Genomic DNA, 26,932 nt, shown 5'->3' with positions numbered 1-26,932 from the left:
CCATCGCGGGACGCAATGAGGCATGTCCCCCTGAATCGGCCCTACGCCAACTACTGATAATTGCGTACCAATGCCCCGGCGATCATCGCCCAGCCATCGACCGCGACGAAGAAGGCCAGCTTGAAGGGCAGGGCGACGACCACCGGCGGCACCATCATCATGCCCATCGACATCAGCACCGCCGCCACCACCAGGTCGATGATCAGGAAGGGCAGGGCGATCAGGAAGCCGATCTCGAATGCCCGCTGCAATTCCGACAGCATGAATGAGGGGATCAGCACCGACAGCCTGTCGGCCGGCCCATCCGCGCCCGGTGCGATCTCGGCCAGTCGGAGCAGCGTATCGGGATCGGTCCGGTTGGCCATGAACTGCCGGAACGGCGCAACGCCCCGCCCGAACGCCTCGGCCAGCCCGATCTCGCCATCATGCAGGGGCGCGCCCGCGACCTGCCATGCCTCGCGCAGGACCGGATCCATGATGAACCAGGTCAGGAACATCGACAGCGCGATGATCAGCATGTTGGGCGGCGATTGCTGCAACCCCAGTGACTGCCGCAGGATCGACAGCACCGTGACGATGAAGGGAAAGCAGGTCACCGTGATCAGGATGCCGGGCGCCAGCGACAGCACCGTCAGCGCCAGCATGATCAGGACCGAATTCTGCCCCAGGCTTTCCGCCGCCTGCTGCAGTCCGTCCTGCGCCAGGACCGGCGATGGCAGGATCAGCGCCGGCAGCAGGAGCCATGACGATCTCACGTATCTTCCACCGCGCCAGTGATCCGGACGCAGAGCCGGTCCTCGGGAGAGCCGTCGCCGGTCAGTTCTCCACGGGCGACGACCTTGTCGCCGACGCAGATCTCGACCCCGTCGTCGATGCTCTGGTCCAGCACCAGCACATCCTCGGGCCTCAGCGCCGAAAGCTGGGCGACGGTCTGCCGGGTCCGGCCCAGCCTGATGCTGACCTCCAGCGGGATATTGTCGGTGTCGATCAGGTGTTTCAATTCGTCCATGCCGCCATGTCCTCAGTGATTTCGTCGATCAGTTCACGGATTTGCCGGGCGATCTTCTCCTGCGAGAACTCGATGCCGCCGCCCTCAATGGACAGGGACACGCGATCGGATTCCGTGGTCGTCAGTTCGATCCCGGTCATCCCGCTCTGGCTGATGCAGCCATCGACCAGATCCCGCAGCTTTTCACCGCAAGAGATATGCGCCCGAACCGGGGGAGATGCGCGGGCGAGCCGATCCAGTTCCGCTGTCAGGGCCTGTTCCAGCCGTTGCGAGGCAGCGGTCGAGCGGGCAAATGCATCGACGATCCCGGAGATGAGCGGGAATAATGCCGCCACCGCCTCGGCGCGCAGCTTCTCGCGCCGCTCCTCCTCGTCGGACAGGGTCCGTGCCAGGAATTCCAGGCTTGTGCGCAATTGCCCGATCTCCTCGGCTTCGCGTTGCGCTCGCCCCTCGGACACTCCCTCGGCGCGGGCGCGCTCCAGGTCGTCGCGGGAATAGGTGATGGTGGGCGGGGCCGGGGATTGCCTGGCCCGGTCGAAGGATTCAAGTTTTATGGCGGGGCTGGCCATCAGGTACCCTTCCTGTTTTCGATCCAGCCCGACAGGATCTTGATGCTCTCATCCTGCCGGTCGCGCATCATGCTGCGCAGGCGCGCGACCGGGTCGGCCGGTGGCAGGGCAAGCTGCTCACCCTCGCCCGGGCTCAGCGGATCCAGTTGCAGCGGGATCGGGTTCGAGAAACTTTGCGGATCGAAAGGCTCGTCGTCATCATCCTGTTCGAACATGGCGGGAAGCGGTTCATTTGAAGGGCCGCTATCATCCAGCAGTGGCCTGTCCGCGGGCACCGATGCCGCCGGGGCCGAGCGGCGGGCGGCGCGCAGCAGCACCAGCAGGATCGCCAGCGCGAAGAAACCGAACAGGGCGATCCGCACCAGGTCGTTCAGGTGCAGCCGATCGAGAAGACCGGGCTTTGCCAGCGTGCCATTCTGCGCCAGATCGGCGAAAGGCAGGGACTTCACGGTGATGACATCGCCCCGCTGCTCGTCGAAACCGACGGTCGAGGCGACCAGTTCCTGCAGGACAAGCAATTCACTGTCGGGACGCGGAACGACTTGCGGGTCGCCCTGCGCATTGTTCTGCACCACCCCGTTCACAAGCACCGCGACCGAAAGGCGGCGGATCGCCCCGGGGCGCTTGGACACCTCGCGCGTGACGGTGCTGACCTCGTAATTCGCCTGCTGGCGATTCTCGGACCGTTGGGATTGCGAGCTGTCGCCCTGCGCCTCCTCCGTATCCGGCAGGTTCGAGGCGGCGGTGACGGCGCCCTTGCCGGTCGAATTGCTCTGGTCCGAGGTCTCTTCGGTGACCTGGCTGATCAGGGCGCGCTGATCGGGATCGATGCGCTGTTCCAGCAATTGCTCGGTCTCGGTTACGACATCGAGATTCAGCTCGACGATGGCGTTGCCCTTGCCGACATGGGATTCCAGGATGCGCTCGACATTGCGCTTCATCTGCGCGGCGCGCTCCTGCCCCTCCTGGTCCTCGCCCGTGTTCACGATGCCATGGCGCGAATCGATCACGGTGACATTCTCGGGCTGCATCTCAGGCACGGCGGATGAGACAAGGTATTTCAGCGCGGCGGCCTGCTCGCGGGTGACCGCAGGGCCATTCGTCGTCAGCGTGACCGAGGCGCTGCCATCGGTATCGCGCCGGTAACCGCGTCCCTGCTCGATTCCCAGATGCACCCGGGCCGATTTCACATTCGGCAAGGCCAGGACGGTCCGGGCCAGTTCCCCTTCCTTCGCGCGCCAATAGGCGGCGTCGAACATCTGGGCGGTGGTGCCGAATCCCGACATGCCGTCAAGGATCTCGTATCCGGCCCCTCCGACCGTGGGCAGGCCCTGCGCGGCCAGTTCCACCCGCAGCCGGTCCCGCTGTGCCGCATCCACCCATATCGAATTGCCGTGGACCTGGTATTTTATGCCCGTTCCCTCGATCCCGGCAATCACCTCTCCGGCCTGCGCCGGATCCAGGCCGCCGTAAAGCAGCGCCATGTCGGTGCGGTTGGCCAGCCAGCCGATCGCCGTGATCGCCGCGAACGCGGTCAGGAACGCGGCAACGAGAATGGCTTTCTGTTTCGAGCTTCGCTCTGTCCAGTAGTCCTGCAATTTTTGCAAAACCAATTCCTTCGAATCATCGGTTGCGGTCGATGCCCTTCATGGCACCGGCCCGATTAAGAATTGGTTAGTCGCAGGCTGTTAGGTCCGTTTCAGCACGACGGAGAATCACTATGAGCGATGATGAGGCATCCCAACCGGAGAAGCCCCGGAAGAAGCTGAAGAAGCTTGTCATTCCGCTGGTTGCGGCAATCCTGGGGGCGGTGGGCTTTTGTATTACCTATCTTGGTCTGGTGCCGCTTTCCGCGGCCAAGCCGGATGCCGTGGTCCACGAACCGGCGGTCGAATTCGTCGATATCCCGACGATCCAGCTTCCGGTCCCGGGAAACCGGCGGCGCATGGTGATCCTGTCCGCTGCCATCGAAACCGATCACGCCTATCGCGCCGAGATCGAGCACCTGATGCCGCGTGTCCAGGATGCGTTCACCAGCTTTTTGTCGGGGATCGACGAGACCGCTTATGACAAGCGCGGCGTGCTCGAGATCATCCGGGCCGAGCTCGTGACCCGGACCCGCTATGTCCTCGGGGACGAGCCGGTGAAGGATCTGCTGATCACGGAGTTTCGAATCAAATGAGCATGGATATCGTCTTGCAACCCTTGCTGATCGCGGCCTCGGGCGGTCTGGCGGCGTTCTGTGTCGTCCTGGCGCGGCGGCTGCAACGGCTGAACGATCTCGAGAACGGGCTGGGTGGCGCCATAGCGGTCATGGTGGCCGAGGTGGATCGGCTTGAACATGCGATCCGCAAGGCCCGGGAAGAGGCGGCATCGGCCAGCGATTCACTGGCCGGGCAGATCGAGCTGGCGCGAAAGGAGCGCGCGCTGTGGGACCTGCACCAGACCATGGACAAGGCAGTGGGCCTCGGTTCCCGGAGCAATGCGCACGGACCGCGCCGGCTGCGCAAGCGCCTGCCGGAGGCTGCCGATGCGTAACAGGGTGCTTTCGCTTCTCGCGCTCGGTTTCGGCCTGCCCGCAGCGGCGCTCCTCTGGGATGCCCAGGCTTACCGCCTGAGCGATCTCTTCGCGGCATTCGCCGAGCCGACCGGGCTGATGCGCGGCTGCACGGATATTCCCGAGGCCGTCGCACTGGCCGAGACGCTGCAAACCCGGTCGCTGCGGATCGAACGTTACATGGGGAGCCTTGAGGAAAAGAAGGCCGAGATCGTTCGGGCAGAGGCGGCTCTACGCGACAGGCTGGCCGAATTGAAGGCGCAGAAGGCGACGCTCCGATCCCGCCGGGACGGGACCTCGCAGGCCGTGCGGAGCGATATCGACCGGCTGGTGGCGCTGTACGACCAGATGAAACCGGCTGAGGCCGCGGCGATCCTGACCAATCTACCCTCCGATTTCGCCGCAGAGATCCTGATGCGCGTCAATCCCGAAACCGGGGCGCGGATCATCGCCGCGGTCGAGCCCCGGCAGGCCGCGCTGTTAACCGCAGAAATGGGCGCGCGCAGCGTCCGGAAACGATAAGGAGCGACCCGCATGTTCGGGATAATCGGTATGGTTGTCACCACGGTCATGGTCTTTGGCGGCTATCTTCTTGCCGGAGGCCATATGCACGTGATCCTGCATTCGTTGCCTTTCGAGATGATGATGATCATGGGCGCGGCGGTGGGGGCTTACCTGCTTTCGAATGACGCCCATACGCTCAAGGGGACCGTCGGCGGGATCATCCGCGCCTTCAAGGGGCCGAAATGGACCGGCCAGGATCATCAGGATGTCCTGTGCCTGCTGTTTCAACTGCTGCGCATCGCGCGAGACAACCCTGTCGGGCTGGAGGCGCATATCGAGAATCCGGACGAATCGGCGATATTCTCGGCCTATCCGCGCCTGCTTGCGGATCACCAGATCGTCTCGCTGATCGCCGATACCCTGCGTTCGGCCAGCCTGAATTACGACGATCCCTACCAGGTCGAGGACATCCTGTCGCGCCGCATCGCCAGCATGCGCGAGGAGGAGATTCATGTCCCACATGCCTTGCAGAGCATGGCCGACGCCTTGCCCGCGCTTGGCATCGTCGCTGCCGTTCTGGGGGTGATCAAGACCATGAGTTCGATCGATCAGCCGCCGGCGGTCCTGGGGCAACTGATCGGGGGGGCGCTGGTCGGGACCTTCCTGGGCGTCTTCCTGGCCTATGGTTTCGTCGCGCCCCTGGCGCAGCGTCTCGATACGGTCGTCAAGCAGGACATGGGATTTTACGATGTCATCAAGTCGGTTCTTGTCGCCGGTCTGCATCAGCACGCCACGAATCTCTGCGTCGAGGTCGGCAGGCAGGCGGTGCCCGAACATGTCCGGCCCAGCTTTGACGGGCTGGAAACCGCGCTGCGCGAATTGAAGAAGGCGGCATGATGCTGATCCCGGCGTTCTTGACCGTCGCGGCCACCGCGCTGCCGGATGTTTCCGAAACCTCGCCCGAGGTCTCGGCATTCATGGAAGAGGCATCCGCCTGGTTGCTGGACGGCAAGGGGCTTGCGCCGAACTACCGGCAATTGCTGCAACAGATGGAACCGGCGGATCGCCTGCAGGCCATCATCTTCCTGCGCCGGTCCGGCTTGCTGACCGGTGACATCTGGTCGCTCGAGGATGTCCTGCGCCCCGTTCCGGCCCCCGCCCAACCTCCGGTCCCCACCCAATCCCCGGCTCCGGACGAGGCGTCCGAATGAAACCTGTCGGCGCCGTATCCCCGCGCGTTACCTTTCTTCCGGATGCCCAGTTACTGGTAACCGGCGGGCTGGTCCTGATCGTCATCTCGCTGGTGATCCCGCTGCCGCCCGGCCTGCTCGATTTCGGCATCGCCCTGTCGATCGCCACCGCGACGCTGGTCCTGGTGATGGCCTCGCTGGTGGACAAGCCCGCAGATTTCCAGGCCTTTCCGGTGCTCTTGCTGGTGTCGCTGGTGATCCGGCTGTCGCTGAACGTGTCCTCCACGCGGCTTATCCTGACCGAAGGCCATAGCGGCAAGACCGCCGCGGGGCAGGTGATCAGCGGATTTGCGGATTTCGTGGCCGGCGGCTCGCTGCTGGTGGGGGTGACGATCTTCGCGGTGATATCGGTGGTCAATTTCATGGTCATCACCAAGGGCTCCGGACGCATGGCCGAGGTGGCGGCGCGTTTCGCGCTGGATTCGCTGCCCGGCAAGCAGCTTGCCATCGATGGCGATCTCAATGCCGGTGCCATTACCCATGAAGAAGCGAAACAGCGCCGCATCCGCGAGCAGCGCGAGATCAGCTTTTTCGGTTCGCTCGATGGCGCGTCGAAATTCGTCAAGGGCGACGCGATCGCGGGGATCGTCATCACCCTGATCAACCTGCTGATCGGCCTCAGCGTGGGTGTCGCGCTGCATGGCATGCCCATCGGCGCGGCCTTGGCGAGTTATTCGCATCTGACCATCGGCGACGGGCTGGTCAGCCAGATCCCGGCGCTGATCACCTCGATGGCGGCCGCGTTGCTGTTGTCGCGGGGGGGCGCGACGGACACCACGGCGCAGCTTGTCTCGCGGCAGATCCTGTCGGGCTGGCAGGCGGTCGCGTCGTCGCCGCCGCGATGGCTCTGATGTCCTTTGTTCCGGGCATGCCGCGCGGGCTGTTCCTGGCGCTGGCGCTGTTCATGGCGGCGGGGGCCTGGCTGCTGGCACGCCGCCTCGCGCAGCCCGAGGAATTGCCGCCCCTGCCCGCAGACATCCCCGTCGAACGTCCGGCGGAGCGGATCGGCGATGTCCTGGATGCCGACGAGATCATGGTCGAGATCGGCTCGGACCTGGTCCTGGCCGCGTTGGACGAGGCGCGCGGGCTGGGCAGCAGGATTTCGAACCTGCGGATCCATGTCGCGCGCAGTTTCGGCGTGATCCTGCCGGAAGTCCGCATCACCGACACGGATGAGTTGCTGCCCGGCGATTACCGCATCCGCGTCCAGGGCGTGATCCGGGGCCGCGGCAGCCTGCGCCCGCAGGAGGTGCTGGCGCTCGGCCCCGATGAGCTGTTGCGGGAACTGGGCGGCATCGCGGTTGAGGAGCCGGTCTATTCCAGCCCCGCCCGCTGGATATCGCCCGATGACCAGGACGATGCCGCGACCATGGGGGCGACGGTGGTCAGCCCGATGGAGGTCCTCTCGACCCATCTGATGGAGGCGGTCAGGGCGAACCTTCCCGCCCTGCTGACCCTGACCGCCCTGCAGCGCCAGATCGAGGAGCTGAAATCCCTGTCCGATCCGGCGCGGGCCGAACGCTACGGCCGCTATTTCGAAAGCATCATCCCCGATAAGGTGACACCCGAGACATTGTTGGCGATCCTGCGGGCATTGCTGGAAGAGCAGATCTCGATCCGCAATCTGCCGATGATCGTCGATGCGATCTGCGAGTTCCGCGCCATCGAGTCGGTCGAGACGATCTACGAACTGGTGCGCAAGCGGCTTCGTGGCCAGATCACCCAGCAATATGCCGATGGTTCCGGCCGGATCGAGGCCCTGCAACTGCATCCTTCCTGGGAGGCCGAGTTCGTCAAATCCGATGGCGAGACCGGCCGCGCGGGCGGCGGCGCCATCACGCCCGCCCTGTCCGGCCGGTTGATGGCGGCGGTGCGCAAGGCCCTGGCGGCAGAGTTCTCGTCGCGCGCGGTGATCCTCGCGCCCGATCACCGGCGGAGGATGATCCGCGCCGTTCTTGCATCGAACGGTATCCCGACACCGGTCATCGGGCTGGAAGAGGTCGATCCCTCCGCCGAGCTGCAGCTGGTGGGCACGATCGAGGCCGGGTGATGTGGGATCAGCTCACGGCGCTGTTTCCGGGGCTGAGCTGGGCCATGGTGCTGGTCTATGCGCGGATCCAGGCCATGATCCTGATCCTGCCCGGCCCGGGCGCGCAGAATGTCCCGGGGCGCGTGCGGATCGCCATCGCCATGGCGGTGACCCCGCTGCTGGCGGCGACGGTTCCCGCCACCGCGATCCCGCAGGCCCCGCCGGAAATCGCCCAGCAGATCGCCGCGGAAATGGCGATCGGTTTTGCCACCGGCGCGTTGCTGCGCATTCTCGCGGGCGCGATCGACATCGCGGCGACGGCGATCGCCGCGACCGCCTCGCTGTCGCAGATCGTCGGCGTTCCCAACGAGGCGGCGCCGCATCCGCTTGGAAACCTGCTGCATCTGGGCGGGCTCGCGATCCTGATGGCCATGGGGCTGCCGGTCATGCTCATGCGCTTCGTGGCCGACGGGCTGGCGCTCTGGCCGCCGGCGGGCTGGCCCGATGTCACCACCCTGGCCCATGAGGCGATCCGGATATTCGCCCATGGCTTCGGGCTGGCCATGGTCCTTGCCGCGCCCTTCACGCTTGGCGGCTTCATGTTCCAGGCGCTTTCCGGCGTGATCAACCGGGTCATGCCCGCCCTGCCGGTGATCTTCATCGGCTCGCCCGCCTCGATCCTCCTGGCGCTGGCCGGGGCGGCCCTGCTGGCCCCCGTGCTGGTGGAGCTATGGGCGAATGCGGTGCTTGACTATGTCCTGCCGGGGCCCGGATGAGCGAGGAGCAAAAGGACGACAAGCCGTTCGAGCCGAGCGAGCGAAAGCTGCAGAAGGCCCGCGAAAAGGGCGACATTCCCCGCTCGACCGAGGTGAACGTGCTGGCCATGTATATCGGCGCTTGGCTGGCCCTTGCGGTCGGTGCGGGTTTCGCGGTGACGCAATGGCTGGCCATGGCCATGCGGGCGATGGGGGGCGAGGATTGGCCGGAGGGTTCCGTCTTTGCCCTGGCCTCCTCGCTCGGGGGCTATGCGGGGCTTGCTGTCTTCGGTCTTTTCCTGGTGCCGGTCGTGACAATCCTGGCGGCGCTGATCGCGCAGCGGGGGCTGGTCTTTTCCGCCGGCAAGCTCGCCTTCGATCCCAAGCGCATCAACCCGGTCAGGAATGCCGGGCAGAAATTCGGCGGATCCGGATTGGTGACGTTCGGCATCTCGGTGCTCAAGGCCATGCTGATCTGCATGGGCGGCTGGTATCTCTTTGCCTCGCTTCTCGACCGGCTCGCCTCCAGCGCGCTCGGGGCGGATGCGCAATGGATCACCTGGCTGGGAGAGCTGCTGGGCAAGGTGCTGGCGATGGCGATCGCCATCTCGGCGGTATTCGCCGTGATCGACCTGTTATGGAAGCGGCATGAATTCCTGCGCAAGCAGCGCATGACCCGCAAGGAGGTCGATGACGAACACAAGGAATCCGAGGGCGATCCGCATCTGAAGGCCGCGCGGCGCCAGAAGGCGGTCGATATCGCCATGAAGCAGATGCTGGCCGATGTGGCCCGCGCCGATGTCGTCATCGTCAACCCGACGCATTACGCCGTCGCGCTGGAATGGCGGCGCGGCAGCGGGCGGGCGCCGGTCTGCCTGGCCAAGGGAACCGACGATGTGGCCGCGCGGATCCGTGACCGGGCGCGCGAACACAAGGTGCCGGTCCATTCCGATCCGCCCTGCGCCCGCGCCCTGCATGCCACCGTCAAGATCGGCGAGGAAATCCGGCGCGAGCATTTCGCCTCGGTCGCCATTGCCCTGCGCTTTGCCGAGAACATGCGCAAGAGGGCGCGCGAGGGATGGTGAAACATGCCGGGAAACTCGCCGCGCTGGAGCGGATCGCCCGGCTCAAGGCCGAACGCGAGCTGCGCAAATTCGCGGCCTTCAACGAGCATATGCAGGCGGCGCGGCTGCGTGCCGGGCATCTGCGGGAGGTGCTTGAGCAAAGCTATCGCAGCGACGCCCCGCTCAGCCTGCCCGAGGCGCGCCTGGCGAACGCGCAGGCCAGCCGAGCGGCGCGCGAATTGCGAGTCGCGGATCGCGAACTGGAACGCCTGACGCCCCGTTTCGAACAGGCCCGGCGCGCGGCCGTCCGCGAATTCGGCCGGGCCGAGGCCTTGCGGGAACTGGCGCAGGCAATGCGGCGCGACAGGCAGGATTGACCGGCCCCGCTTTCGGCAGGACCGGGCGCGGGCTCAGACCCAGGGGCGGGCCTGTTCCATCTGGGTCTCGTAGCTGTCGATGCTTTCGGCCTTTTCCATGGTCAGCCCGATATCGTCCAGCCCGTTCAACAGGCAATGCTTGCGGAACGGATCGATCTCGAAGCCAAAGCTCTGCCCGTCCGAGGTGCTGACGGTCTGGTTCTCCAGATCGACGGTCATCCGGGCGTTGGCACCCTTGCGCGCGTCATCCATCAGCACGTCCACCGCCTCTTGCGGCAGGGTGATCGGCAAGATGCCGTTCTTGAAGCAATTGTTGAAGAAGATATCGGCGAAACTGGTCGAGATGACGCAGCGGATGCCGAAATCCAGCAATGCCCAGGGCGCATGTTCGCGCGACGAACCGCAGCCGAAATTGTCCCCGGCGACAAGGATCTGCGCGTCCCGGTAGGCGGGCTGGTTCAGCACGAAATCGGGCAGTTCCTTGCCGTCGCGGTCATAGCGCATCTCGTCGAACAGGTTCACGCCCAGCCCGGTGCGCTTGATGGTTTTCAGGAACTGCTTGGGGATGATCATATCGGTATCGATATTGACCAGCGGCATCGGCGCCGCGATCCCGGTCAGGGTAGTGAATTTATCCATGATCGGGAGCTCCTCAGACGGTTTCGGACGCGAATTCGCGGATATCGACCAGGTGACCGGCCACCCCCGCCGCCGCCGCCATGGCGGGCGACATCAGGTGGGTGCGGCCCTTGTAGCCCTGTCGCCCCTCGAAATTGCGGTTCGAAGTGGCGGCGCAGCGTTCCTGCGGCGCAAGCTGGTCCGGGTTCATGCCCAGGCACATCGAGCACCCGGCCAGCCGCCACTCGAAGCCGGCATCCCTGAAGACCTGGTCCAGCCCTTCCTCTTCTGCCTGCGCCCGCACGAGGCCCGAGCCGGGCACGACCATGCCGCGCACGCCCTGGGCCAGCTTGCGGCCGCGCAGCACATCGGCGGCGGCGCGCAGATCCTCGATCCGGCCATTGGTGCAGGAGCCGATGAAGACCGCGTCGATGGTGATATCGGTCAGCTTCGTCCCGGCGGTCAGGCCCATGTAATCCAGTGCCCGCCGCGCCGCCTCGACCTTGCCGCCCGAGAAATCCTCGGGGGCGGGGACAATCGCGGTGATCGGCAGCGCATCCTCGGGGCTGGTGCCCCAGGTCACGGTCGGCGCGATATCCTCGCCCCGCAGCGTCACCACCTTGTCCCAATGCGCCTCGTCGTCGGAATGCAGCGTCTTCCACCAGTTCACGGCGGCTTCCCATTGCGCGCCTTTCGGCGCATGCGGGCGCCCCCGGACATATTCGAACGTGGTCTCGTCCGGCGCGATCAGCCCGGCCCGCGCGCCGCCCTCGATGGCCATGTTGCAGATCGTCATCCGGCCTTCCATCGACAGGTTGCGGATCGCCTCGCCGCAATATTCGATGACATGGCCGGTGCCGCCCGCCGTGCCGGTCTTGCCGATGATCGCCAGCACCACGTCCTTGGCGGTGACTCCGGGGGCGAGACGGCCGGTGATCTCGACCTTCATGTTCTTGGATTTCGACTGGATCAGCGTCTGCGTGGCCAGCACATGCTCGACCTCGGAGGTGCCGATGCCATGGGCGAGCGCGCCGAATGCGCCATGGGTGGCGGTATGGCTGTCGCCGCAGACCACGGTCATGCCGGGCAGGGTCCAGCCCTGCTCGGGCCCGACGATATGCACGATGCCCTGACGGACATCGTTGACCGGATAGTAATGCACGCCGAATTCACGGGCATTCCTGTCCAGCGCATCGACCTGGATACGCGATTCCTCGTTGTCGATGCCGTTCTGGCGGTCCAGCGTCGTGGGCACGTTGTGATCGGGCACGGCGATGGTGCGTTCGGGTGCGCGGACCTTGCGGCCGGTCATGCGCAGCCCCTCGAAGGCCTGCGGGCTGGTCACCTCGTGGACCAGGTGGCGGTCGATATAGAGCAGGCAGGTGCCGTCCTCGGAACGATCGACGACATGGGCGTCCCAGATCTTGTCATAGAGGGTCCGCGGGGCGGTTTCGGGATTCGTCATGGCTCTTGGCTTTCGGCTGTGATGCGAATGATATGCGGGTCGGGCACGGGCGGCGCAAGGCCGCCAGCCGTCAGCCGCGCGCCGTTATGCAGAGCGTTTCACCGTAGAACCGCGAAGGCAGTCGCGCGCGGTCATGGATATCGAAATAGATGAATCCGGACATGGGAGCGTTTTACGCCCGATTTCCGCGCGAAGCAATATCGGCGGGGCTTGCCGGATCGGGCGCGGCGGGCTCTAATCGTGGCAAGGAGGGCCGGATGGAGCAGGTAAGCCCCGAAATGATCGACGCCGCGCAGGGGCTATGGTCCCGCATGGCCTTGTTTTTCCAGACCATGCTGGTCCCGACCCGCCTGTATCAGCTTGTCGCCGTGGCCGGGCTGATCGGGATTGCCTGGGCGGTGGCGCGCCTCGTCTCACCGCTGCTGACCGGGTGGCTGCGCAGCCGCGAGAACTGGCCGAAATGGCGGCTGCGCGTCGGGCTGCTGATCGACCGCAAGCTGCTGCTGCTTGCCTTCACGGTCCTGGCATGGGCGGTCGTGCTGGTCATGCGCGAGGTAACATGGCCGTCGCGCAGCCAGCTGATCGCACTGGCCGCCACCATCGCCACCGCCTGGACCGGGATCTTCTTTCTCGCCCGGATCATCTCGAACCGGTTCCTGCGCCGCCTCATCAGCTGGGCCGCATGGATCTGGGTGACGCTCTACCTGCTGGAGCTGACCGGACCGGTGGGCGAATTCCTCGACAGCGTCGCGATCACCATCGGAGAGCTGCGCCTGTCGCTGCTGACCGTTCTCAAGGCGATGATGGTCACCGGGCTGATGATCGCCGGAGCACGGATGCTGTCGCGCCTGATCGCCGGGCGGCTTTCGAAGAATGACGACATCTCGCCGACCATGCGGGTGCTGACCGCCAAGCTTTTGCAGGTGCTGCTGTTCAGCCTCGCCATCATCGTCGGGCTGAAGGCGGCAGGCTTCGACCTCACCGGGCTGGCGGTGTTTTCCGGCGCGGTCGGCGTGGGGCTGGGCTTCGGGCTTCAAAAGGTCGTGTCGAATCTTGTTTCGGGCGTGATCATCCTGCTCGACAAGTCGATCAAGCCCGGGGACGTGATCAGCCTTGGAGACACGTTCGGCTGGATCGAGGAATTGGGCGCCCGCTATGTCAGCGTCGTCACCCGCGACGGCAAGGAATACCTGATCCCCAATGAGGACCTTGTCACCGGTCAGGTGGTGAACTGGTCGCATAGCCATAATTTCGTCCGCCTCGACGTCCAGTTCGGCGCGTCCTATGCAGATAATCCCCACAAGGTCAGCGAGATAGCCATCAATGCCGCGCTTGGCGTCAATCGCGTCGCCTCCCATCGCAGGCCGGTCTGCTGGGTGACGGGGTTCGGCGACAGCTCGGTGGATTACGTGCTGCGCTTCTGGATCGGGGACGCCACGGGCGGGCTGACCAATGTGCGCGGGCAGGTGTTTCTCGCCCTGTGGGATGCCTTTCACGAACATGGCATCTCGATCCCCTTCCCGCAGCGCGAGGTCCGGCTGCTGAACGAGACGCCCGCCGCCCGACGGGGCGGCAAGCAACCAGGTAGCAACGATTTTAACGGTACCGATTGAGATGAGCCGAAAAGATGCTATCTTTAAGGTACCCCTGCGCCGGGGGCGATCGGCGCGCTGACCGGAGGATACAACCCTGTCACAAGACGTCTCGCCGGCCTCCACGCCGGCTGCGACCGCCGCGGGAAGCGAGCTGAGCAGCGAACAGCTTCTGTCCCGCATCCTGTCCTCGCTTGAAGACGACAAGGCAGAGGACGTCGTTACCATCGACCTGCGCGGACGCTCGGCCATGGCCGATCACATGGTGATCGCCTCGGGCCGCAGCGCGCGCCAGGTGGGTGCCATCGCCGAGAAACTGGCCGAACGCTTCAAGCAGGCGACCGGGCGCACCGCCCGGATCGAGGGCAAGGATACCGGCGATTGGGTGCTGATCGACACAGATGATGTCATCGTCCACGTCTTCCGCCCCGAAGTCCGCGACTTCTACCAGCTCGAGAAGATGTGGATGCCCGCCGACGCGCTCAGCCGCGTGCGCGAGGCCAGCGCCCGCCCGCAATAGGCGATGCGCATCGACATCGCCGCCGTGGGGCGGCTCCGCAAGGGCCCCGAGGCGGCGATGGTCGCCGATTATCTCGACCGTTTCGCCAGGACCGGGCGCGGGCTTGGCCTGCCGCCCATCGGGGTGATCGAGGTCGAGGACAAGCGCGGCACCGGCATGGCCGCCGAGGCCGAGCTTCTGTCGCGCGCGATCCCCGCGGGCGCGGCGCTGGTCATGCTGGACGAGCGGGGAGAGCAGCCGACATCGCCGGATTTCGCGCGCCGGATCGCCGCCTTCCGCGACCAGGCCCGCGATCTCTGCTTCGTGATCGGCGGCGCCGACGGCCTCGATCCCGCCCTGCGTGCCCGCGCCGACTGGCAGATCAGCTTCGGCAGGATGGTCTGGCCGCATATGCTGGTGCGGGTCATGCTCGCCGAACAGCTCTACCGCGCGGCGACCATTCTCGCGGGCAGCCCCTATCACCGTGACTGATCGCGGAAATGCCCCGCGCGCCCGAGCCGGCCTCGCGGCCCTTGATACTCCATTGCCTTCTTCTTCATGCAAATATCCCGGGGGAGCGCCCGGAACGGGCGCGGGGGCAGCGCCCCCTCTCGGCCTTCCCGGTTGCCGCAACGCCCGCACGGGCGTAACAAGGCGCAAATCATGACGAGGCCCAAATGACGAAACCCGTGATCCTGTGCATTCTCGACGGTTGGGGAATATCGGACCGCCCCGAACAAAGCGCACCCGATCAGGCCGACACCCCGAATTTCGACCGCCTGATCCGCGATTGCCCGCATGCGCGGCTGACGACATTCGGGCCGGATGTGGGCCTGCCGTCCGGGCAGATGGGCAATTCCGAGGTCGGGCACACCAATATCGGCGCGGGCCGGGTCGTGGCGATGGATCTGGGGCAGATCGATCTCGCCATCGAGGATGAAAGCTTCTTGCGCAACCGGGCGCTGGCCGATTTCATCGCCCGGCTGAAACAGACCGTCGGCAGCGCCCATCTCATGGGGGTGATCTCGGATGGCGGGGTGCATGGCCATATCGCCCATGTCCTGGCCGCGGCGCGGGCAATCGCGGATGCGGGGGTGCCGGTGGTGATCCACGCGATCACCGACGGGCGCGACGTGCCGCCACGCTCGGCCGGAGGGTTCATCGCCGAATTGCAGGAAAAACTGCCCGAGGGCGCACGGATCGGCACCGTGATCGGGCGCTATTTCGCCATGGACCGCGACAAGCGTTGGGACCGGGTCGAACGGGCCTTCCGCGCCATGGTTGCCGGGCAGGGCGAGGATGCGGCAAGCGCGGCCGAAGCAGTGGCCTCGGCCCATGCACGGGGCGAGAGCGACGAATTCATCCAACCCTTCGTGATCGACGGCTTTAATGGCGCCCTGGATGGCGACGGGTTCTTCTGCCTCAATTTCCGCGCCGACCGCGCGCGAGAGATCCTCTCGGCGCTGGCCGATCCGGAATTCGCCGAATTCGATACCGGCGACAGGCCGGAATGGGCAGCCATGCTGGGCCTGGTCGATTACAGCGACCGGCATAACGGCTTCATGACCGCCGCCTATCCCAAGCAGCAGGTCGTCAATACCCTGGGGGCCTGGGTGGCCTCGAAAGGCTTGCGGCAGTTCCGGCTGGCCGAGACCGAGAAATACCCGCATGTGACCTTCTTCCTGAATGGCGGCAAGGAAGAGCCCGAGCCGGGCGAGGACCGTTTCATGCCGCAAAGCCCCAAGGTGGCGACCTATGACCTTGCGCCCGAGATGGCCGCCGAAGAGGTCAGCGACAAGCTGGTCGAGGCGATCGGGGCGGGCTACGACCTGATCGTGGTGAATTACGCCAATCCCGACATGGTCGGCCATACCGGCAGTCTCGATGCCGCCAGGCGCGCCTGCGCCGCCGTGGACAAGGGGCTGGGCCGGATGCTCAAGGCGCTGGATGCGGCGGGCGGCGCGGCGGTGATCTGCGCCGATCACGGCAATTGCGAAACCATGATCGATCCCGAAACCGGCGGGCCGCATACCGCCCATACGCTCAACCCCGTGCCGGTGATCGTCTATAACGGTCCCGCTTCCGCGCGCCTGCGCGACGGGCGGCTGGCCGACCTGGCGCCGACCGTGCTGGACCTGATGGGGTTGGAACAGCCTGCCGAGATGACCGGCGAAAGCCTGATCGTGACCGAATGAGCCGTTTTTCCTGCGTGATAGCCGTTTGCGGGTTGCTTGCCCTGCCTGCCCTGGGAACCGCTGCCGCGACCCCCGCCGATCAGGCCGTGGCGGAGGCACAGGACGCGGCGGCGCAGCTTCGCGAGGCGATCGGCAAGCTGGGCGAGGCGGTGACCGCCGATGACCAGGTCGTCGCGCTGACCGAGGTGATCCGCGGATATGAGCAGGGTCTGGCTTCGCTGCGCGCCGGGCTGCGCCAGGCCAGTGCGCGCGAGGCGGAACTGCGCTCGCAATTCGAGGCGCAGCGCGGCAGGCTGGCGCGGGTGTTGGGGGCGATGACCTCGCTGCAGCAATCGCCCGAGACAGCGATGCTCCTGCATCCGGCCGGGGCCCTGGCCAGCGCCCAATCGGGGATGATCCTCTCGGATGTGACCCCGGGCCTGCGCGCCGAGGCCGAACGCCTGCAGGCCGATCTCGACGAGATCGCCACGGTGCGGGAATTGCAGGCCAATGCGGCGGATATGCTGGGCAAGGGGCTTGCCTCGGTGCAGGAGGCGCGGCGGCTCCTGGCCAGCGCGGTGACCGACCGGTCGACCATGCCGGCGCGTTTCGGCGAGGCGCCCGAGGAGTTGCAGAAACTCATGGATGCGGCGCAGAGCCTGGACGAATTCGCCGATGGCATCGACCGGCTCGAAAGCGATATCGGCGCCCCGATGGAGGATTTCGAGGGCGCGCAGGGCAGTCTGAAACTGCCGGTGATAGGCTCGGTCCGGCGAACATATAACGAGGCAGACGCAGCCGGGGTCACCCGTCCCGGCTGGATCATCGCCACGCCGCCCGCTGCGCTGGTGACCACCCCCTGGCCGGCAACGATCCGGTATCGCGGTCCCTTGCTCGATTACGGCAATGTGATGATCGTCGAACCCGCTGCGGATTATCTTCTGATATTCGCTGGCATGTCGCAGGTCTTCGGCGAGGTCGGCGATGTGCTGGCCGGGGGCGACCCGGTCGGGCTGATGGGCGGCTCCGAGGCGCCGGAACAGGAATTCGGAACGCAATTCGTCGCTGATGCGGCGCGCGGGGGGGATGCAGGGCAGACCGAAACCCTGTATCTGGAATTGCGCAAGGGGACGGAAACACTGGACCCGGCGGACTGGTTCGTGCTGAATCCGGTTGTCGATCCAGGACAGGACTGAGGCAGGAAAGGCCATTATGAAACATTATCTGATCGCAGGTCTGGGGGGCGTTCTTGCCGGGGCGTTGTTCACCACCCAGATTGCCGGACCCCTGGTCGCGCAAGAGGCGGACAAGAATTCGTCCATCTACGAACAGCTTGAGCTGTTCGGCAATGTATTCGAGCGGGTGCGCTCCGACTATGTCGAGGCCCCGGACGACAAGGAACTGATCGAGGCGGCGATCAACGGCATGCTGACCTCGCTCGATCCGCATAGCTCTTTCCTCTCGGCCAATGATTACGAGGATATGCAGACCCAGACCCGCGGCAGCTTCGGCGGGCTCGGGATCGAGGTCAGCCAGGAGGATGGGCTGGTCAAGGTCGTCTCGCCCATCGATGACACTCCGGCGGCCGAAGCGGGGGTGAAATCCGGCGATTTCATCACCCATGTGAATGGCGAATCACTGATGGGGCTGACGCTGGATCAGGCCGTGGACATGATGCGCGGCCCGGTCGGCAGCGAGATCACCGTAACAATTCTGCGTGAGGGCGAGAACGAGCCCTTCGACATCACCATGACCCGCGACACGATCAAGCTGACCGTGGTCAAGACCCGGATCGAGGGTCACGCGATCGTCCTGCGCGTCTCGACCTTCAACGACGAGACCTATGACACGCTGAAGACGGAGCTTGAAAAGGCCGTGGAAGAGGCGGGCGGCATCGACCGGGTCACGGGATTCGTGCTGGATCTGCGGAACAACCCGGGCGGCTGCTCAACCAGGCGATCAGCGTTTCCGACGCCTTCCTCGATGCCGGGGAAATCGTCTCGACCCGTGGCCGCAAAGCCGAGGAAAGCGAGCGCTGGAACGCCGAGGACGGTGATCTTGCAGAAGGCAAGCCGATGGTGGTGCTGATCAATGGCGGCTCGGCCAGCGCCTCCGAGATCGTGACCGGAGCGCTCAAGGATCACCGCCGCGCCATCGTGGTGGGCGAGAAATCCTTCGGCAAGGGCTCGGTCCAGACGGTGATGCCGGTGACTTCGGACAGCGCGATCCGGCTGACCACGGCGCTTTACTACACGCCGTCGGGGCGCTCGATCCAGTCACTGGGGATCCAGCCCGACATCATCGTGGCGCAGCCACGGCGTCCGGCCGACGAGGGCGAGGACGAGGATGAACCCCGGACGCAGTCCAATTTCGGCCGTTCCGAGGCCGATCTGCGCGGCGCGCTGAACAACGATTCGATCAGCGACGAGGAACGCAAGCAGATCGAGGAAGAGGCCGCCGAGGTCGAGGCTACTGCCAAGCTGCGCGAAGAGGATTACCAACTGGCCTATGCCGTCGATGTCCTCAAGGGCCTGGCCGCCGTCAACTTCACTGCCGGGCAGGTATCTTCCGACAACACCCCCGCCGTGACCGGCGAAGGCGCGGCAGGTCCGGAAGAGGGGGCGGCCAGCGAATGAGCGGGCGTCAGGCGCCGGGCGGCTTGCCCTATCGGCCCTGTGCGGGCGTGGTGCTGATGAATGCCGATGGGCTGGTCTTCGCGGGCCAGCGCATCGATTCTCAGGGCGCATGGCAGATGCCGCAGGGCGGAATCGACAAGGGCGAAACCCCCGCAGAGGCAGCCCTGCGCGAACTGACCGAGGAAACCGGGGTCAGTGCCGACCGTGTCGAGCTGCTGGAAGAGGCCCCGGACTGGGTCTTTTACGACCTGCCGCCCGAGTTGCTGGGCAAGATTTGGAAGGGCAAATATGGCGGGCAAAAGCAGAAATGGTTCCTGCTGCGCTTCCTGGGCCGCGACAGCGACATCCGCATCGATACCGATCACCCGGAATTCGACCGCTGGCGCTGGATGCCCGCCGATGAACTGATCTCCCATATCGTGCCCTTCAAGCGCGACGTTTATCGTCAGGTCTTCGCTGCATTCGGCGACCGCCTTGCCGCTGAAGCCCAGGGGAAATAGCCTGCCGCCAATCTTCCAGCCGATCCCGACCGAAGGAGCGATCTCTTGACCGACAGCCACGACATTTCCGCCGAGGATCAGGCCCGCCACGCGCAGAAGATGTCCCAGATCAAGGCGGCCCGCGACCGGATGATGGCAGGCAAGACCGGCGAAAAGGGGCTGCTGATCGTCCATACCGGGCCGGGCAAGGGAAAATCCAGCTCGGGTTTCGGCATGATCATGCGTTGTATCGGGCACGGCATGCCCTGCGCCGTGGTGCAGTTCATCAAGGGCAGCCGCGACACCGGCGAGCGTCGCCTGCTTGAGACGCATTTCCCCGATCTCTGCCAGTTTCACGCGATGGGCGAGGGCTTCACCTGGGAAACCCAGGACAAGCGCGGTGACATCGCCGCCGCCGAGGCTGCATGGGCCAGGGCGCAGGAGCTGATCCGCGATCCCGGCATCCGCATGGTGCTGCTCGATGAGATCAATATCGCCTTCCGCTATGGCTACCTCGACCCGAAGGCGGTGATCGGCTTTCTTGCCGCCGAGAAGCCGCCGATGACCCATGTCGTTCTGACCGGCCGCAACGCTCCGTCTGAGTTGATCGAAGCGGCCGATCTGGTCAGCGAGATCGCGGTGGTCAAGCATCCCTTCCGCGATGGCATCAAGGCACAGCCGGGGGTGGAGTTCTGAACCCGGCCCCGATGGAAGGCATGCCCATGACGACACCGCCCCGATTGCCCGCTGACGCCGCGCTGTTCCTGGATTTCGACGGCTGCCTGGTCGAGATCGCGCCCACCCCCGATGCGGTCGTCATCCCCGATGACCTGCCCGGCCTGCTTGACCGGATCCATCGGCGGCAGGGCGGTGCCGTCGCGCTGATCTCGGGGCGCGAGGTCGCGGATCTGCGCCGCTTCCTGCCGGGCTTCCCCGGAGGGGTCGCGGGCAGTCACGGCGCCGAACTGGCCTTGCCCGGCCGCGAGGCCGAGGCGGGTGATGCGCAGGGGCTGGATGTCGCGGCGCTGCATGCCCGCGCCCGCGATCTGGCCGCGCTCCATGACGGGCTGATGGTCGAGCCCAAGGCGCATGGTGTCGTCCTGCATTACCGCGCCGTCCCCGAACGCGCGGAATGGGTCGCCGGAGCGATGGCTGAACTGGCCGGGGATTACCCGATGCTCGCCCTCCAGCCCGCCAAGATGGCCTTCGAGCTGCGCCCCGCAGATGCCGGCAAGGACCGCGCCCTGGCCCGGCTCATGGAGTTGCCGGAATTCGCCGGACGCCTCCCGGTCTATGCCGGCGACGACCTGACCGACGAGGCGGGCATGGCCGAGGCGCAAAAGCGCGGCGGTTTCGGCATCAAGATCGGCGAAGGGCAAAGCTGCGCCCGGCATCGTCTTGCCGATCCCGGTGCATTGCGAAGCTGGCTGGACAGCGCCTGCCGCTCCTGACAGGCTGGGACCCATGTCCAGATTGGTTATTGTCTCGAATCGGCTGCCCCTGGGTGACAACCCCTCGGGCGGTCTCGTCGTCGCGCTAAAGGATGCGCTGCGATCCTCGGGCGGGCTATGGGTCGGCTTTTCCGGCGAACCTGTGGAAGAGCCCGCAGGCCAGTTGGTCTTTCATCCCGGAGCCTCTTTCGAACGCGCCTCCTTCGACCTGACGGCGCGGGATCACGAGGAATATTACCTCGGCTATTCCAACTCGATCCTCTGGCCGGTCTGTCATGGCCGCTCGGACCTGATGCGGATTGAGCGGGATTTCCTTGACGGCTATCGCCGCGTCAATGCGCAGATCGCCCGGCTGCTGGCGCCGCATCTGCGCGAAGATGACCGGATCTGGGTGCAGGATTACCACCTTTTCCCGCTGGCCGCCGAGTTGCGCAGGCTCGGGGTCGAAAACCCGATCGGGCATTTCCTGCATATTCCCTTTCCCGATTTCGCCAGTTGCTCGGCCATGCCGAACCCGGAGGAGATGTTCGAATGGCTGTCCCATTACGATCTTCTGGGCTTCCAGGCTCATCGCGACCTGTCGAATTTCGCGGATGCCGCCGGTCACCTGTCGCAGATCGAACCCCTGGGCGATAATCACTACCGCCTGCTGGGGCGGATGCTGCGGGCGGGCGTGTTCCCGATCGGCATCGACACCGCCAGCTTCATCGAAGAGGCCCGCCATTCCCCGGCAGAAGATCGCCTGCGCAGCCTGACCGGGTCCGAATTGATCATCGGTGTGGACCGGCTCGATTATTCCAAGGGCATCCCGAACCGCTTTCGCGCCTTTCAGGCGCTTCTGGAAAACAACCCGGACCTGCATGAAGGGATCTCCTTCCTGCAGATCGCGCCGCCGACCCGCGAGGCGGTCGAGGCCTATCGCGACATCCGCGAAGAGACCGAGCATCTGGCGGGCCGGATCAACGGCCAATTCGCGACGGTGAACTGGACGCCGATCCGTTACATCCACCGGGCCCTGCCGCGCGCGGTGCTGGCCGGGCTCTATCGGCAGGCGCGGATCGGGCTGGTGACGCCGCTGGCCGATGGCATGAACCTTGTCGCCAAGGAATATGTGGCGGCGCAGGACGTTTCCGATCCCGGCGTGCTGATCCTGTCGCGCTTCGCAGGTGCCGCCGAGACGATGGAAGAGGCGCTGATCATCAACCCCCATGACACATGGGAACTGGCCGAGGCGATGGCGAAGGCGATCCGCATGACCGCCAATGAACGCCGCCGCCGCCATTCCGCGCTCTTGCAGGGCGTGATCGAGAATGATGTCGGCTGGTGGTCCTCCAGCTACCTGGATGTGCTGGGATGATGCCGGTCCGGGTGAATTTCTCCTCGCCGGTGATCGGGCAATTGCACCGCGCGGCGTGATTGCGATACTGTCCCGGCATGTTATCGAAATCTCCCCGATTCATCCATCTGCGCACCCATTCCGAGCATTCCCTGCTGGAAGGCGCGATTCCCGTGGGCAAGCTGCCGGCGCTTGCCGCCGAGGCCGGGATGCCCGCCGTGGCGCTGACCGATACGGACGCCATGTTCGCGGCGCTGGAATTCAGCGTGAAGGCGATGGAGAAGGGGGTGCAGCCGATCATCGGCTGCCAGATCACCCTGCAGGCGGATGAAACCGGCCCGGTCGTGCTGCTGGCGCAGAACCAGGCGGGCTGGCTCAACCTGATGTCGCTTTCGACCTGCCTCTACCTGCGTGAAGGCAACGCGCCGGTGCATGTCACCCTGGACGAGCTTTGCGAAAGGGCCGAGGGGCTGATCTGCCTGACCGGCGGCGCGGCCGGGCCCCTGGGCCGGATGATCGCGCAGGGCCATGCCGCCCAGGCCGCAGCCCTTGCGGACCGGCTGGCGGCGGCCTTTCCGACCCGGCTCTATGTCGAATTGCAGCGCCACCGGGACGGCAACGGCAAGCCGATGGAGGCCGAGGCCGCATCCGAGGCGGGGCTGATCGCGCTGGCCTATGACAAGGACCTGCCGCTTGTCGCGACCAATGACGTCTATTTCCCCCGGCCCGAGATCTTCGAGGCGCATGACGCGCTGATCTGCATCGCCGAGAAAGCCTATCTCGATCAGCCGCAGCCGCGCCGCCGCCTGACCCCGCAGCATTATTTCAAATCGCCCGAGGAAATGGCGGTGCTGTTCGCCGACCTGCCCGAGGCGCTGGAAAATACCGTCGAGATCGCCCGCCGCTGCGCCTTCGCCGTCAGCCGCCACAAGCCGATCCTGCCGCGTTTCGCCGATGACGAGGTCGAGGAATTGCGCCGCCAGTCCCGCGAGGGGCTGGAGGCGCGGCTGAAGGTGATCCCCCATGCCGTCCCGGTGAATGAATATCACGAGCGGCTGGAATTCGAACTGGGCATCATCGAGCAGATGGGCTTTCCCGGCTATTTCCTGATCGTGGCCGATTTCATCAAATGGGCCAAGGATCACGGCATTCCGGTGGGGCCGGGACGGGGTTCGGGCGCGGGTTCTCTCGTGGCCTATGCATTGACGATTACTGATTTGGATCCATTGCGTTACAACCTGCTGTTCGAGCGGTTTCTAAACCCCGAACGGGTCTCGATGCCGGATTTCGACATCGATTTCTGCATGGATCGCCGCGAAGAGGTGATCCAGTATGTGCAGGGCAAATATGGCCGCGAGAAGGTCGGCCAGATCATCACCTTCGGCGCGCTTCTGTCCAAGGCGGCGGTGCGCGACGTGGGCCGGGTGCTGCAATTGCCTTATGGTCAGGTGGATCGGCTATCCAAGCTGATCCCGGTCGAAGGGGTCAAGCCCGTCTCCATCACCAAGGCCCGCGCCGAGGAACCGCGCCTGCGTGAAGCCGCGCGCGAAGAGGTGATCGGGCGCCTGCTGGATTATGCCGAGAAGCTGGAGGGGCTTTACCGCAACGCCTCGACCCATGCGGCCGGGGTGGTGATCGGCGACCGGCCCCTGGATCAACTGGTGCCGCTTTACCGCGACCCGGCCTCGGACATGCCCGCGACCCAGTTCAACATGAAATGGGTGGAACAGGCCGGGCTGGTGAAATTCGACTTCCTCGGGCTCAAGACGCTGACCGTGATCCAGAACGCCGTGGACCTGATCCGGGGCGGCGGGCGGCATCTGCATATCGCCGCCGACGGGCGGGAACTCTATGAACCGCCCGAGGGCGCGGTGGACCAGATCAACCTGATCCCGCTGGACGACAAGCCGACCTATGACCTCTTTGCCAGCGCCCGCACGGTAGCGGTGTTCCAGGTCGAAAGCTCGGGCATGATGGACGCGCTGCGGCGGATGGGGCCGACCTGCATCGAGGATATCGTGGCGCTCGTCGCGCTGTATCGTCCCGGCCCGATGGAGAACATTCCGACCTATTGCGAGGTCAAGAACGGCGTCCGCGACCTGACCTCGATCCATCCCCTGATCGACCATATCCTTGAAGAAACGCAGGGCATCATCGTCTACCAGGAACAGGTGATGCAGATCGCGCAGGTCATGGCGGGCTATTCGCTTGGCGGCGCGGATTTGCTGCGCCGGGCGATGGGCAAGAAGATCGCCGCCGAGATGGCCAAGGAACGGCCAAAATTCATCAAGGGCTCGGTGGCCAATGGCGTGGACGAGAAAAAGGCGGGCGAAGTCTTTGACCTGCTTGAGAAATTCGCCAATTACGGTTTCAACAAGTCGCATGCCGCCGCCTATGCCGTGGTCAGTTACCAGACGGCATGGCTGAAGGCCAATCACCCGGTCGAATTCATGGCGGCGGTGATGAATTGCGATCTTCACCTGACCGACAAGCTGGCGGTCTATAAACGCGAATGCGACCGGATGGGGATAGAGATCGTGCCGCCCTGCGTGAACCGCTCGGCGCCGCTCTTTACCGTGAAGGAGGGGCGCATCCATTATGCCCTGGGCGCGCTGAAAGGCGTCGGCGTCGAGGCCATGCGCCTGATCGAGACGGCGCGGGGCGAGACGGGTTTTGCCGATCTGAATGATTTTGCCCGCCGCGTCGATATGCGCCGGGTGGGCAAGCGCTCGCTGGAAATGCTGGCGCGGGCAGGGGCGTTCGACCTGCTCGACGACAACCGGTCGCGGGTGCTGAAATCGCTGGACGCACTGGTGGCATGGTCCATGGCGGTGCAGGAGCAGGCGGTATCCTCGCAATCCTCGCTTTTCGGCGGGGGAGAGGACCTGCCGCCGCCGCGCCCCGCCGTCGCGCAGGTCTGGCTGCCCGCCGAGAAGCTGGGGGAGGAACATCGCGCCGTCGGCTTCTACCTGTCCGGCCACCCGCTGGACGATTACCTGCCCGCGCTGCGCCGCAAGAAAGTGCAGACCCTGGCCGAGATCACCGCCGAGGCCGAGGGCGGGCCGCTGGTCACGCAGATCGCCGGAACCGTCGCGGCGCGGCAGGAGCGCAAATCGGCGAAGGGCACGCAATATGCCTTTGTCAGCCTGTCCGATCCGACCGGGCTGTACGAGGTCACCGTCTTCTCGGACCTGTTGAATGCCGCCCGCGACCGGCTGGAGCCGGGCGAGAATGTCGTGCTGCAGGTCAAGGTCGAACCCTCGGGCGACCAGGTGAAGATGCTGGCCAATTCCGTCACCGGGCTGGAGGATGCGGTCGCCGATGCCGGGGCTGGATCGCTGGCGGTCGAGATGCAGGGGGCCGACACGGTGCCGCGCCTGGCCGAGGTGCTGGGCCGGATCAAGGACGAGATCACCGTGCCCTCCCGCAGCCGCGGCCCGGTCCTGCTGCGCATCCGCGAGGGCGATGAACTGATCGAGATCGAGGTCGCCAATGACGCGCCGCTGACCACGCCCGCACGGCAGGCCCTGCGGGCTGTGCCGGGAGTGCTGGACGTGGTCGAGCAATAGCGGACGGGACCAGAGAGGGCGGGGAGGGCGGTTCCGTCCCGCCAGGTCCAGAGGGGGCACATCCCGTCGCCGGCAGGTATCTCGAACCAGTGGCGCGACCAACCGGCACCCCCCAGAGGATATTTACATGAAGAAGAAGGGGCCGGGCCGTGTCCTGGCGCGGCCCCCGTGGTCAGGCATGCTGGCCGCCATTCACGTCGATCGAGGCGGCGTTGACATAGGATGCCTGTTCCGAGCAGAGGAACAGCACCACCCGAGCCACCTCGTCGGGCGTACCAAGCCGCCGGAGCGGGATGATCCGCGCCATGTCCTCGGTGCCGGGGGACAGGATCTCGGTATCGATCTCGCCCGGTGTGACCAGGTTCACGCGGATTCCCCTTGGGCCGAGCTCGGCGGCGGCCTCGCGGGTCAGGGCGGCGAGCGCGGCCTTGGAGCAGGCATAGGCCGCCCCCGCGAAAGGATGCACCCGCGAGCCGACGATGGAGCCGACATTGACCACCGCGCCGCGCCCCCGTTCCAATTCGGGCAGCAGGTCGCGCATCAGCACCGCCGGTCCCACGAGATTGACCGCCAGCACCTGCTGCCACAGCTCGTCGCTGCTTTCGGCCACGCCCATTCGGGTGCCGCCCTCGCCCTTGGGCGAGATGCCCGCGTTATTGACGATGGCATGCAGCCCGGTGCCGTCCAGCGTCGCGCGCAGCCGTGCCGTCAGTTCCCTGCGTGCCGCCGGGTCGGAAAGGTCGCTCTGGAAATGATCGGTGGCGCCGCCATGCCATGGGCAGCGCGAGTCAAAGGCGCTGCGCGATACCGTCAGCACGCGCCAGCCGGCCGCTTGAAATACCTTGACCGTCGCATGCCCGATGCCGCGGCTCGCGCCGGTCAGCAATAATGTCTTCTGTGTCATCCGGGGTCCATCCTGCATCCAAATGTCGGGCCGCTTCATCCGGCGCAACCCAAGGCCGGCACTGTCCGTCGGGTCAGGTATGGAACGAAATTCTC

Annotated in this window: 27 protein-coding genes and 1 pseudogene; 21 read left to right on the top strand and 7 right to left on the bottom strand. The window is 65.6% G+C overall.

What is annotated here, in order from left to right; translation table 11 throughout:
* Positions 1–50 precede the first annotated feature (50 nt).
* From fliP to fliF, 4 genes are read right to left on the bottom strand one after another with little or no spacing between them, the layout of a single operon-like run.
* Positions 51–755, bottom strand: a complete 705-nt coding sequence (gene fliP / locus A7A09_RS19845) for a flagellar type III secretion system pore protein FliP (protein WP_106693014.1) — start codon at positions 753–755, stop codon at positions 51–53.
* Positions 752–1,009, bottom strand: coding sequence for a FliM/FliN family flagellar motor switch protein (locus A7A09_RS19840; RefSeq protein ID WP_106693013.1), 258 nt, complete (start codon positions 1,007–1,009; stop codon positions 752–754). The genes fliP and A7A09_RS19840 overlap by 4 nt, the downstream gene beginning before the upstream one ends.
* Entirely contained in the window at positions 997–1,578 is a 582-nt protein-coding gene (locus A7A09_RS19835; protein ID WP_106693012.1) for a hypothetical protein, read from the bottom strand. Before A7A09_RS19835 ends, A7A09_RS19840 begins: the two co-directional genes overlap by 13 nt.
* Positions 1,578–3,185, bottom strand: a complete 1,608-nt coding sequence (gene fliF, locus A7A09_RS19830; protein WP_106693011.1) for a flagellar basal-body MS-ring/collar protein FliF — start codon at positions 3,183–3,185, stop codon at positions 1,578–1,580. Before fliF ends, A7A09_RS19835 begins: the two co-directional genes overlap by 1 nt.
* Before the next feature lie 113 nt (positions 3,186–3,298).
* Here fliF and A7A09_RS19825 point away from each other — a divergent pair, with 113 nt between their 5' ends.
* The 10 genes from A7A09_RS19825 to A7A09_RS19785 are packed head-to-tail and all read left to right on the top strand — an operon-like array spanning position 3,299 to position 10,114.
* Positions 3,299–3,760: a flagellar basal body-associated FliL family protein gene (locus A7A09_RS19825; RefSeq protein ID WP_106693010.1), complete on the top strand. Its 462-nt coding sequence runs from the start codon at positions 3,299–3,301 to the stop codon at positions 3,758–3,760.
* Positions 3,757–4,116 (top strand): hypothetical protein, encoded by a 360-nt coding sequence (locus A7A09_RS19820; RefSeq protein WP_148043731.1) that lies wholly within the window; start codon positions 3,757–3,759, stop codon positions 4,114–4,116. The genes A7A09_RS19825 and A7A09_RS19820 overlap by 4 nt, the downstream gene beginning before the upstream one ends.
* Positions 4,109–4,657: a MotE family protein gene (locus A7A09_RS19815; protein WP_106693008.1), complete on the top strand. Its 549-nt coding sequence runs from the start codon at positions 4,109–4,111 to the stop codon at positions 4,655–4,657. The genes A7A09_RS19820 and A7A09_RS19815 overlap by 8 nt, the downstream gene beginning before the upstream one ends.
* Before the next feature lie 12 nt (positions 4,658–4,669).
* Positions 4,670–5,536 (top strand): flagellar motor stator protein MotA, encoded by an 867-nt coding sequence (gene motA / locus A7A09_RS19810; protein WP_106693007.1) that lies wholly within the window; start codon positions 4,670–4,672, stop codon positions 5,534–5,536.
* The gene (locus tag A7A09_RS19805; RefSeq protein WP_106693006.1) at positions 5,533–5,850 is read left to right on the top strand and encodes a hypothetical protein; all 318 of its coding nucleotides are present in this window, start codon (positions 5,533–5,535) and stop codon (positions 5,848–5,850) included. The genes motA and A7A09_RS19805 overlap by 4 nt, the downstream gene beginning before the upstream one ends.
* A complete protein-coding gene (locus A7A09_RS21935) occupies positions 5,847–6,740 on the top strand; it encodes an FHIPEP family type III secretion protein (RefSeq protein ID WP_281277616.1) in 894 nt (297 codons plus the stop codon). Before A7A09_RS19805 ends, A7A09_RS21935 begins: the two co-directional genes overlap by 4 nt.
* Positions 6,740–7,939, top strand: coding sequence for an FHIPEP family type III secretion protein (locus A7A09_RS21930; protein ID WP_281277615.1), 1,200 nt, complete (start codon positions 6,740–6,742; stop codon positions 7,937–7,939). The genes A7A09_RS21935 and A7A09_RS21930 overlap by 1 nt, the downstream gene beginning before the upstream one ends.
* Positions 7,939–8,694 carry a flagellar biosynthetic protein FliR gene (locus A7A09_RS19795; RefSeq protein WP_106693005.1) on the top strand — a complete coding sequence of 252 codons (756 nt, stop codon included), beginning with the start codon at positions 7,939–7,941 and terminating at the stop codon, positions 8,692–8,694. The genes A7A09_RS21930 and A7A09_RS19795 overlap by 1 nt, the downstream gene beginning before the upstream one ends.
* Positions 8,691–9,758: a flagellar type III secretion system protein FlhB gene (gene flhB / locus A7A09_RS19790; RefSeq protein WP_106693004.1), complete on the top strand. Its 1,068-nt coding sequence runs from the start codon at positions 8,691–8,693 to the stop codon at positions 9,756–9,758. Before A7A09_RS19795 ends, flhB begins: the two co-directional genes overlap by 4 nt.
* A complete protein-coding gene (locus A7A09_RS19785) occupies positions 9,752–10,114 on the top strand; it encodes a hypothetical protein (RefSeq protein ID WP_106693003.1) in 363 nt (120 codons plus the stop codon). The genes flhB and A7A09_RS19785 overlap by 7 nt, the downstream gene beginning before the upstream one ends.
* A gap of 33 nt (positions 10,115–10,147) precedes the next feature.
* Here A7A09_RS19785 and leuD read toward each other — a convergent pair whose 3' ends face one another.
* Positions 10,148–10,753, bottom strand: a complete 606-nt coding sequence (gene leuD / locus A7A09_RS19780; RefSeq protein WP_106693002.1) for a 3-isopropylmalate dehydratase small subunit — start codon at positions 10,751–10,753, stop codon at positions 10,148–10,150.
* 13 nt (positions 10,754–10,766) lie between these two features.
* Positions 10,767–12,197, bottom strand: coding sequence for a 3-isopropylmalate dehydratase large subunit (leuC, locus tag A7A09_RS19775; protein WP_106693001.1), 1,431 nt, complete (start codon positions 12,195–12,197; stop codon positions 10,767–10,769).
* A 161-nt stretch (positions 12,198–12,358) separates the two neighbouring features.
* Between leuC and A7A09_RS19770 the strand changes: the two genes are divergently transcribed.
* The 11 genes and pseudogenes from A7A09_RS19770 to dnaE all read left to right on the top strand — a co-directional run bounded on the left by A7A09_RS19770 (position 12,359) and on the right by dnaE (position 25,933).
* Positions 12,359–13,810 carry a mechanosensitive ion channel family protein gene (locus A7A09_RS19770; protein ID WP_245999485.1) on the top strand — a complete coding sequence of 484 codons (1,452 nt, stop codon included), beginning with the start codon at positions 12,359–12,361 and terminating at the stop codon, positions 13,808–13,810.
* A gap of 76 nt (positions 13,811–13,886) precedes the next feature.
* On the top strand, positions 13,887–14,309 hold the full coding sequence (gene rsfS / locus A7A09_RS19765; RefSeq protein WP_106693000.1) for a ribosome silencing factor: 423 nt from the start codon (positions 13,887–13,889) through the stop codon (positions 14,307–14,309).
* A 3-nt stretch (positions 14,310–14,312) separates the two neighbouring features.
* Positions 14,313–14,780 (top strand): 23S rRNA (pseudouridine(1915)-N(3))-methyltransferase RlmH, encoded by a 468-nt coding sequence (gene rlmH / locus A7A09_RS19760; RefSeq protein WP_106692999.1) that lies wholly within the window; start codon positions 14,313–14,315, stop codon positions 14,778–14,780.
* A 185-nt stretch (positions 14,781–14,965) separates the two neighbouring features.
* On the top strand, positions 14,966–16,483 hold the full coding sequence (gene gpmI, locus A7A09_RS19755) for a 2,3-bisphosphoglycerate-independent phosphoglycerate mutase (protein WP_106692998.1): 1,518 nt from the start codon (positions 14,966–14,968) through the stop codon (positions 16,481–16,483).
* Positions 16,480–17,658 (top strand): murein hydrolase activator EnvC family protein, encoded by a 1,179-nt coding sequence (locus tag A7A09_RS19750; RefSeq protein ID WP_106692997.1) that lies wholly within the window; start codon positions 16,480–16,482, stop codon positions 17,656–17,658. The genes gpmI and A7A09_RS19750 overlap by 4 nt, the downstream gene beginning before the upstream one ends.
* A 16-nt stretch (positions 17,659–17,674) precedes the next feature.
* Positions 17,675–19,098, top strand: a pseudogene (locus tag A7A09_RS19745) (S41 family peptidase).
* Positions 19,095–19,598: an RNA pyrophosphohydrolase gene (locus A7A09_RS19740; protein ID WP_106692996.1), complete on the top strand. Its 504-nt coding sequence runs from the start codon at positions 19,095–19,097 to the stop codon at positions 19,596–19,598. The pseudogene A7A09_RS19745 and the gene A7A09_RS19740 overlap by 4 nt, the downstream one beginning before the upstream one ends.
* Positions 19,599–19,643: 45 nt before the next feature.
* The gene (gene cobO, locus A7A09_RS19735) at positions 19,644–20,273 is read left to right on the top strand and encodes a cob(I)yrinic acid a,c-diamide adenosyltransferase (protein ID WP_211341193.1); all 630 of its coding nucleotides are present in this window, start codon (positions 19,644–19,646) and stop codon (positions 20,271–20,273) included.
* A gap of 26 nt (positions 20,274–20,299) precedes the next feature.
* Complete coding sequence (gene otsB / locus A7A09_RS19730; protein ID WP_170167172.1) at positions 20,300–21,028, top strand: trehalose-phosphatase; 729 nt, start codon at positions 20,300–20,302, stop codon at positions 21,026–21,028.
* 13 nt (positions 21,029–21,041) lie between these two features.
* Positions 21,042–22,385: an alpha,alpha-trehalose-phosphate synthase (UDP-forming) gene (locus A7A09_RS19725; RefSeq protein WP_106692994.1), complete on the top strand. Its 1,344-nt coding sequence runs from the start codon at positions 21,042–21,044 to the stop codon at positions 22,383–22,385.
* Positions 22,386–22,462: 77 nt separating this feature from the next.
* Entirely contained in the window at positions 22,463–25,933 is a 3,471-nt protein-coding gene (gene dnaE, locus A7A09_RS19720) for a DNA polymerase III subunit alpha (protein WP_106692993.1), read from the top strand.
* Between the two features lie 172 nt (positions 25,934–26,105).
* Here dnaE and A7A09_RS19715 read toward each other — a convergent pair whose 3' ends face one another.
* Entirely contained in the window at positions 26,106–26,837 is a 732-nt protein-coding gene (locus tag A7A09_RS19715; protein ID WP_106693017.1) for an SDR family NAD(P)-dependent oxidoreductase, read from the bottom strand.
* Positions 26,838–26,932 lie beyond the last annotated feature (95 nt).

The organism is Paracoccus methylarcula (assembly GCF_003007735.2).
Classification (GTDB): domain Bacteria; phylum Pseudomonadota; class Alphaproteobacteria; order Rhodobacterales; family Rhodobacteraceae; genus Paracoccus; species Paracoccus methylarcula.
Note: the sequence above shows the minus strand (reverse complement) of the source record. Positions and strands in the feature narration are given on the sequence as shown.